General features: G+C 65.0%; 6 protein-coding genes. 2 read left to right on the top strand and 4 right to left on the bottom strand.

The annotated features are described in order from the left end of the window. Positions 1 to 709 precede the first annotated feature (709 nt). The 4 genes from HMPREF3092_RS03705 to HMPREF3092_RS03690 all read right to left on the bottom strand — a co-directional run bounded on the left by HMPREF3092_RS03705 (position 710) and on the right by HMPREF3092_RS03690 (position 2,969). On the bottom strand, positions 710 to 1,219 hold the full coding sequence (locus HMPREF3092_RS03705) for a DUF456 domain-containing protein (RefSeq protein WP_176745686.1): 510 nt from the start codon (positions 1,217 to 1,219) through the stop codon (positions 710 to 712). Further along, positions 1,206 to 2,135: a DUF3027 domain-containing protein gene (locus HMPREF3092_RS03700; RefSeq protein WP_070423871.1), complete on the bottom strand. Its 930-nt coding sequence runs from the start codon at positions 2,133 to 2,135 to the stop codon at positions 1,206 to 1,208. Before HMPREF3092_RS03700 ends, HMPREF3092_RS03705 begins: the two co-directional genes overlap by 14 nt. After that, positions 2,135 to 2,503: a cold-shock protein gene (locus tag HMPREF3092_RS03695; protein ID WP_019175741.1), complete on the bottom strand. Its 369-nt coding sequence runs from the start codon at positions 2,501 to 2,503 to the stop codon at positions 2,135 to 2,137. Before HMPREF3092_RS03695 ends, HMPREF3092_RS03700 begins: the two co-directional genes overlap by 1 nt. A 244-nt stretch (positions 2,504 to 2,747) precedes the next feature. Next, positions 2,748 to 2,969 carry a hypothetical protein gene (locus HMPREF3092_RS03690; RefSeq protein WP_061942042.1) on the bottom strand — a complete coding sequence of 74 codons (222 nt, stop codon included), beginning with the start codon at positions 2,967 to 2,969 and terminating at the stop codon, positions 2,748 to 2,750. Between the two features lie 89 nt (positions 2,970 to 3,058). Between HMPREF3092_RS03690 and HMPREF3092_RS03685 the strand changes: the two genes are divergently transcribed. Together HMPREF3092_RS03685 and HMPREF3092_RS03680 are read left to right on the top strand one after the other, a co-directional pair. Next, positions 3,059 to 5,230, top strand: a complete 2,172-nt coding sequence (locus tag HMPREF3092_RS03685; protein WP_070423870.1) for a helicase-associated domain-containing protein — start codon at positions 3,059 to 3,061, stop codon at positions 5,228 to 5,230. Next, a complete protein-coding gene (locus HMPREF3092_RS03680) occupies positions 5,227 to 6,948 on the top strand; it encodes a DNA repair helicase XPB (protein WP_070423869.1) in 1,722 nt (573 codons plus the stop codon). The genes HMPREF3092_RS03685 and HMPREF3092_RS03680 overlap by 4 nt, the downstream gene beginning before the upstream one ends. The last annotated feature ends 67 nt before the right edge of the window (positions 6,949 to 7,015 follow it).

Here is a 7,015-nt window from a genome sequence, read left to right as displayed (position 1 = left end):
ACACAAACTCAACCAACGTCCCCGGTTAGTACACTAGCAACCACTGCTAAAGCGTGGATCCGTTGCTAACCGGTGTCCCCCTGAAAAATACGTGGCGCCAAGAGAGTTGGGCACGCACCACCGGCCGGGTTAGGCCCCACCCGCCACCGGCACTCGCAGGACGAACTACCGGCCTGCACACACCCGTTAGCAACAAAAACACCCGCTAGCCGCAAGCAGACACCCCTTAGCCGGAATCTGCGGCTTAGCAACCACTGCTAAAGCGTGGATCTGTTGCTAACCGGTGTCCCCCTGAAAAATACGAGGCACCGGAAGGGTCGGGAGGGTCAGGAGGGCTCACTCACCGGACGAGGTGCCGGGAAAGTTGGGCACGCACCACCGGCTGGGTTGGGCCCCACCCGCCTCCGGCACTCACAGGACGAACTACCGGCCTGCTAACACACCCGTTAGCAACAAAAACACCCGTTAGCCGCAAGCAGACACCCCTTAGCCGGAATCTGCGGCTTAGCAACCACTGCTAAAGCGTGGATCTGTTGCTAACCGGTGTCCCCCTGAAAAGTACGAGGCGCCGGAAGGGTCGGGACGGACCCTGCAGGGCCGAAGGGACGAGGTGCCGGAAGGATTGAGAGGGCTCACGGTACGAGGCGCCAAGAGAGTTGGGCGCGCGCCACCGGTTGGGCTGGGCTACACGCCGCCCCCCGCACCCGGCTCACACAGTGGTGAAGTGCAAGAACGTGCCGACTGTCAGCGACACAAAAGCCGCACCGGCACACAGAAGCTCAATGCCCAGTCCAATGCCAACGGCAACGAGGGTGCCCTTTGTGGTCTGCAGCGCTTCACCGGCAGTCGAATGCCGCACCCATTCAGCAATGAACAGGCCAACCACAAAGCCGACGAGCAGCCCCGGTCCAGGCAGAACAAACATGCCGACAACAGCACTGAGCGCGGCTATTGCAATGACCCGGTTCGGCACCTGAAGCTTCTTCAGCCGATTTCCCGTCAGCACCCATGAGGCCGTTACGCCTATGACCGTCATGACGATCCCGACCGCAGCGCATACCCAACCCGCGGTCGAGTTCACCGCAACACCCCAGCCGATCAGCACAGCCAGGTTCAGCAGCGACCCCGGAAGAACCGGCACGATGATGCCGGCACACCCGATCACCAGACCGACAAACGCAATGACGGTCGCCCACACCTGGGCGTCAGCGCTCAGCATCATCGCCTTCGTTCGAGGCACCGGCATCTGCCGAGGCACCGGCATCTGCCGAGGCGCCGTCACCACCCGAGGCGCCACTCACCTCACGGCCGGACTCATCACCACGAGACTCACCATCGCCAGCATCACCAGCACCCGCAGCGACCATTTCGAAGTCTTCGCGGCGGTCGTCGATGACGGGTTCGGCGGTGTCGTCGTCGTGCCGGCGGACGTCAGTTTCTGAGTGTGCGCCGCAGCCGTTGCTCAGTGACACCACACGCCCGTCAAACGGCGATGCCGCGTTGGCGCACAGCCCGAACTGGGTGCGTACCGACCCGGCAATGGGCATAAGGAAACCGCATGTGCGGCACTTGGCAGACGCCTCGACCGCGTATTCGGAGTCCGGCCCGGAATCGGATTCGGCCCAGCGGGCAGCAGCAGCTGCAATGCCGTCGCGTGACAGCACGCGCTTGCGACCCAGACCGAATTCAAAGTTGGGGATCTGGTCGATGTTGTCTTCAGGTTCGACCTTGACCTGCTCAAGTCCCAGTTCAAGGTTCGGATCGTTTTCGACCTTCGGCAGGACATCGCGAGCGCCGATGTCCGACGGGCGCAGCCTGTCCTTCCACGGCACCCAGTCCGGTGCGACAAGCGCATCTTCGCCGGGCAGCAGCGCTGTTTCAGAGACCGTGACGGTCTCAGACCCGGGCACCAGCGCCAGAATCGCCGTCCAGTACCAGCCCGGGTAGCCGGGTGTGCGGCATTCGAAGATGTGGGATGCGGCGTAGGCGCCTTCGGCAACAACACCCAGGTGCTCGCCGATAGACGTTTCGTCCGTCATTTCGGCGATCGCTGCGCGCGCAGTGTCGACCGCCTGAGCCAACGTGGGGTTGATCTCCCCCAGCGAGGCCCTCCATTCGGCGTAGCAGCTGGTCATCAGCCCTCCAGATCGTCGGCTACGTGGCGCAGGACCTCAGCGACTTTCGCGGAGAATTCCGCGTCCGGGTAGCGGCCCTGTCGCAGTCCAGCCAGCGTGTCATCGAGCATCGAGATGACATCTTGAATCATATCTGCCGTCTTTTCGGGGTTGGGGCGCACGCGCGGCGGAGCGTCCAGCAGTCGTGCGCGCAGCACCTGACGGCCGCGGCGGGAATCCACGATGTCGAAGTCCAGGCGGGATCCCTTGTGCACGGTCACGCCGTCGGGCAGTGACGACGAGTGCATGAAGAACTCTTCGCCATCGTCTCCTGTGACGAAGCCGAAGCCTTTGTCTGAGTCAAACCACTTCACGCGTCCAGTGGGCATTGTCTGTCCTTTTCTGTGCGCACTCGCGTGCGCGTCTGTTTCTGTGCGCACTCGCGTGCGCGTCTGTTGGTCTGCTGCGGGCCGAACCTCACGAGGTGCCGGTCAGCTCCGCTTGTCTGTTGGGGTGTGCCTGGGAGGCTGGGCGGGCGAGGTGCCCGCGGGTGTTCCTGTCTGCTCTGTCCGCACCGGGTTCGGCCTGTCTGTTCTGGCCGGTCTGCCCGGAGCGCCGGAGTGAGTGTGCGCTCTAGGTGCGGCGGCGGAAGATCGCGGTGATCAGCCACGCCAGGAACAGGATGAACGATGCGCTTGGGGCAATCATTCCCACCCAGGTCAGAACCTTCGATGGGTGGCCGACGGTCAGGCCCTGCACAATCACCACGACAAGGGCGATTGCGCCCAGCAGCATGAGCGCAAGCGCGGTGATCAGCGTCCACGATGTGCGCTGTTCGTTCGTGCTTGTTGTCACTGTGGGCCTTTCGGTGTTGTGGCTCTGCCGACGGGGTCGACTACCCATTCTAACCGCCGGCTTTCTGTGCTCCGTCTAGACTCGTAGGGATGAAGGGCTTTCAGACTTTCACCGCGTGGCTGTCCACCGCCCCGGCCGACTGGTTTGCGGATTTTGTCCGCACCCGGCGGGATCTGGTGCGCACCGACACAGCGTCACTTGCTCGCCTGGCCGGTTCGGCTTCCACCCGCAAAGGGGTCGCGGTTGCCATGGAGGCGCTCAATGCCGAAGAGCTGCAGACCGCTCTGCGCGCGGCGAAGGCTGCCCGCGTTGATCCTGTTGTTCCCCGCTCTGCTTTGGAAGCAAGCTCAGATGTCCTGGACCGTCTGATTCTTCTGGGCCTGCTGTGGCCCGCACAGAACAGCACAGAAGACACAGCCGCAGGCACCCCCGGTGATGCCGAGTTCTTCGGCTTCCAATCCGAAGCGATTGCCCTGCTTCCCACCTCGGCAGCAGAATCTGCCCGCCCGCCGGAGTGGACGGAATACTCACGGCCAGACGAACCAGTCCTCACCCCAATCCCCAAATCTGTTGCCCTCAACGCCCAGGCTGCGGCCGCAGGTGCCGCGGGCGGCACAGTTGCCGCTGCCGTCCGGGCGATCGAGGCCGATCCGCCCAGCCAGCTGATGTCCGGCGGTGTCGGCAAACGCGACGTCCAGCGACTGGCTTCCGCCCTCGACCTCGAATACGCGCAGACGATCTTCGTGCTCGAACTGTGCGGCGCACTCAACCTGGTGGGCGTCGACACTTCCAGCATCGACCCGGTGTGGCTGCCCACCAGCGAATACGACATTCTCAAGCGCACCGACCGCGGCAGCCTGCACGCTGCACTCGTGCGCGCTTGGCTGCACATGGGCGAAGACATCACCCACATCGCCGCCGGCCACACGCCCCGCGGCGACCGCGTGCACCCGCTGAACTCCGTCGTCAAACCCACTACCGCCAACCCCTATGGCGGCCACCCCTCGGCCCTGCCGCCGGTCCGCTCGGCTCGCTTCCGACTGCTGCGCTCCCTCCTCTCTCCCGAGGTGCCGCTCCCCCAACCGGACTCCGGAACCTCGACCGGCACCTCGGCAGATTCAGGCAACTCGGCAGACCAGAAAACCGCAGAAACACCGAGCATCCGGCTGACCGACCTCACGGCGGCCCTCCAGTGGCGCTATCCCCTAGCACCGGCGTTCAACCGTGAAACACTGGCCCAGATGCTCAGTGAGGCGGAATTCCTGGGGCTCGTCGCCACTCCCCTGACCGCACCCGACTCCTACGGGCTGACCCCTCTGGGCCGCGCGCTTGCCGAGCACCTGAACACATCCCTGCCGGCGGCCGCACAGCCGCTCGACTACGCGGGCTCAGCCGCCACGGTGCCAGCCGACTTCGCCGAAACCATCGGCGAACTCCTGCCCGACTACGCCGAAACCGTCGTCATCCAATCCGACCTCACCGCGGTCGCCACCGGGCCCGTCCACCCCGACCTGGCGCAGAAACTCGATTCGCTCGCCGACATCGAAACCCGCGGCCAGGGCACCGTCTACCGCTTCACCGAAAAGAGCATCGAACGAGCCCTGCACACAGGGCTCAGCCGCACCGACATCGTTGACACACTGCGCGAATGTTCCTCGACCGGAGTGCCGCAGCCACTGGAGTTCCTCATCGACGGAGTTGCCTCCAGACTCAACCGCGTGCAGGTCGCCAGCGCCCGCGGCGCAGTCATCGTCGACGACCCCGACGAACTCGACGCCCTCCTGGCCGACCCGCTGCTCATCCCAGCCCAGCTGACCCGCGTGGCCCCCACCGTCGCATTGGCCGGCATCAGCTCCGACCGCCTGCGCGTCCTGCTGGAGGGCGCTGGCACATCGACCCTGACGGAAGCGCCCACGGCACAGCCGCAGCGCGCGCCCAAGCAAACCGCGCCCGCCGTCACCCGGCGGACAGCCCGCATTGCCGATGCAGACCTCGACCGCTACATTGCCGGGGTGCGCAGCAGCGCTGAAGCAGATGACGGCGACCCGGCATCCACCTCGGGCATTCTGCGCAGCGCCATCGACCGGCAGCAGAGTGTTGCCGTCACGCTGGCCCGCGCCGACGGCAGCAGCACCACCATCACGCTCACCCCGACCGCAATCACCGGCGGACGAGTGCGCGGAATCCGCAACGGCAGCGAAATCGCCGCCTCACTGTCGCGGATCATCAGCGTCACCCCCGCCGAGGAAGGCACTCAGTGACAGGTCCCCTCGTCGTCCAGTCCGACAGCACAATCCTTCTGGAATCCGGCCACCCCGACGCGGCCGAAGCAGCAGCGGCCATCGCGCCCTTCGCCCAGCTGGCGCGCACACCCGAATACATTCACACCTACACCATCACCCCGCTGGGACTGTGGAACGCGCGCGCCTCCGGCCACGACGCCGAATCCGTCATCGACACCCTGCTCGAATACGCCAAATACCCCGTCCCGCACGAACTCCTGCTGGAAATCGTCGACCTCATGGACCGCTTCGGCGTGCTGGTGCTGACCAGTTCGCCCGTACACGGCCTGGTTCTCGAATCCTCCGACACCGCGCTGCTGGACAACCTGGCCGAACAGCCGGAAATGCAGGGAATCTTCGGCACCCGGATCGACCCCGGCACCGTCGAGGTGTACCCCTCCGAACGCGGCGAACTGAAGTTCCGCCTGCTCAAACTGGGTCACCCGGTGGCCGACCACGCCGGCTACGTCGACGGTGAAGCGCACGCCATCGACCTCAACTATCACGAGGCGGAGCCAGGCTCCGCTGGTTCTCCCGGCTCCGGCGAGGGGGCGGGCGGCTCCAGCGGCACCGATGAGGGCGAGCGCGAAGGCGCGGGGGCCGAAGAGTGGCACCTGCGGCCATACCAGGACGAAGCCGTGCAGACCTTTATGCGCGGTGAATCCGGTGTAGTCGTCCTGCCCTGCGGTGCCGGAAAAACCATTGTGGGTGCCGCGACCATGGCACAGGTGAGCACAACGACGCTTATCCTGGTGACCAATTCGGTGTCCGCCAAACAGTGGAAGGCCGAACTGCTGCGCCGCACCAGCCTGACGGAAGACGAAATCGGCGAATACTCCGGTGCGGTCAAAGAGATCCGACCGGTCACCATCGCCACCTACCAAGTGCTCACCACCCGCCGCAAAGGCTCCTACCTGCACCTAGAGCTGCTCGATGCGCGCGACTGGGGCCTGGTCATCTACGACGAAGTCCACCTGCTGCCCGCACCCGTCTTCCGGCTGACCGCTGGTCTGCAGGCGCGCCGCCGCCTGGGCCTGACAGCTACGCTCGTACGCGAAGACGGCCGCGAAGACGAAGTGTTCAGCCTCATCGGCCCCAAACAGTTCGAAGTTCCGTGGAAGGAAATCGAAGCCGCCGGCTACATCGCCACCGCCCACTGCGAAGAAGTGCGCGTGCGCCTGGACCGCTCAACCAGGGTGGCCTACGCGAGCGCAGAAGGCGAAGACCGCTACCGGCTGGCGGCCACCAGCGACGTCAAACTCCCCGTGGTGCGCCGCCTGGTGGAAAACCACCGCGACCAGCAGGTGCTCGTTATCGGCCAGTACCTCGACCAGCTGGAAGAGCTCGGCGAAGAACTGGGAGCACCGGTGCTGACCGGCAAAACCGGCGAAGCTGAACGCGAAAGGCTCTACGAAGCTTTCCGCACCGGCGAAATCAAAGTGCTCGTCGTGTCGAAAGTCGCCAACTTCTCCGTCGACCTGCCCGAGGCCTCCGTCGCCATCCAGGTGTCCGGCTCCTTCGGCTCACGCCAAGAAGAAGCACAGCGGCTCGGCCGAATCCTCAGACCAAAAGAAAACCGCCAAGCGGCATCTTTCTACACGGTTGTCGCAGCTGAAACAGTCGACGAACAGTTCGCCGCCCACCGCCGCCGGTTCCTCACAGAACAGGGTTACAGCTACACCATCAGCAGCGCCTGACCAGAACAGAACCGGAACAGAGCAGGCCCGCGCCAGCGGCACCTCGGCATTTGGGGACCGACCCGGG

The organism is Brevibacterium sp. HMSC24B04 (assembly GCF_001806835.1).
GTDB lineage: Bacteria > Actinomycetota > Actinomycetes > Actinomycetales > Brevibacteriaceae > Brevibacterium > Brevibacterium ravenspurgense.
This window is presented reverse-complemented; position numbering and strand designations above follow the sequence as displayed.

What these genes read in the sequence shown, in the direction of transcription:
- HMPREF3092_RS03705 (WP_176745686.1), bottom strand. Translation starts at nt 1,219, where the DNA reads ATGCTGAGCGCTGACGCCCAGGTGTGGGCGACCGTCATTGCGTTTGTC.
- HMPREF3092_RS03700 (WP_070423871.1), bottom strand. Translation starts at nt 2,135, where the DNA reads ATGACCAGCTGCTACGCCGAATGGAGGGCCTCGCTGGGGGAGATCAAC.
- HMPREF3092_RS03695 (WP_019175741.1), bottom strand. Translation starts at nt 2,503, where the DNA reads ATGCCCACTGGACGCGTGAAGTGGTTTGACTCAGACAAAGGCTTCGGC.
- HMPREF3092_RS03685 (WP_070423870.1), top strand. Translation starts at nt 3,059, where the DNA reads ATGAAGGGCTTTCAGACTTTCACCGCGTGGCTGTCCACCGCCCCGGCC.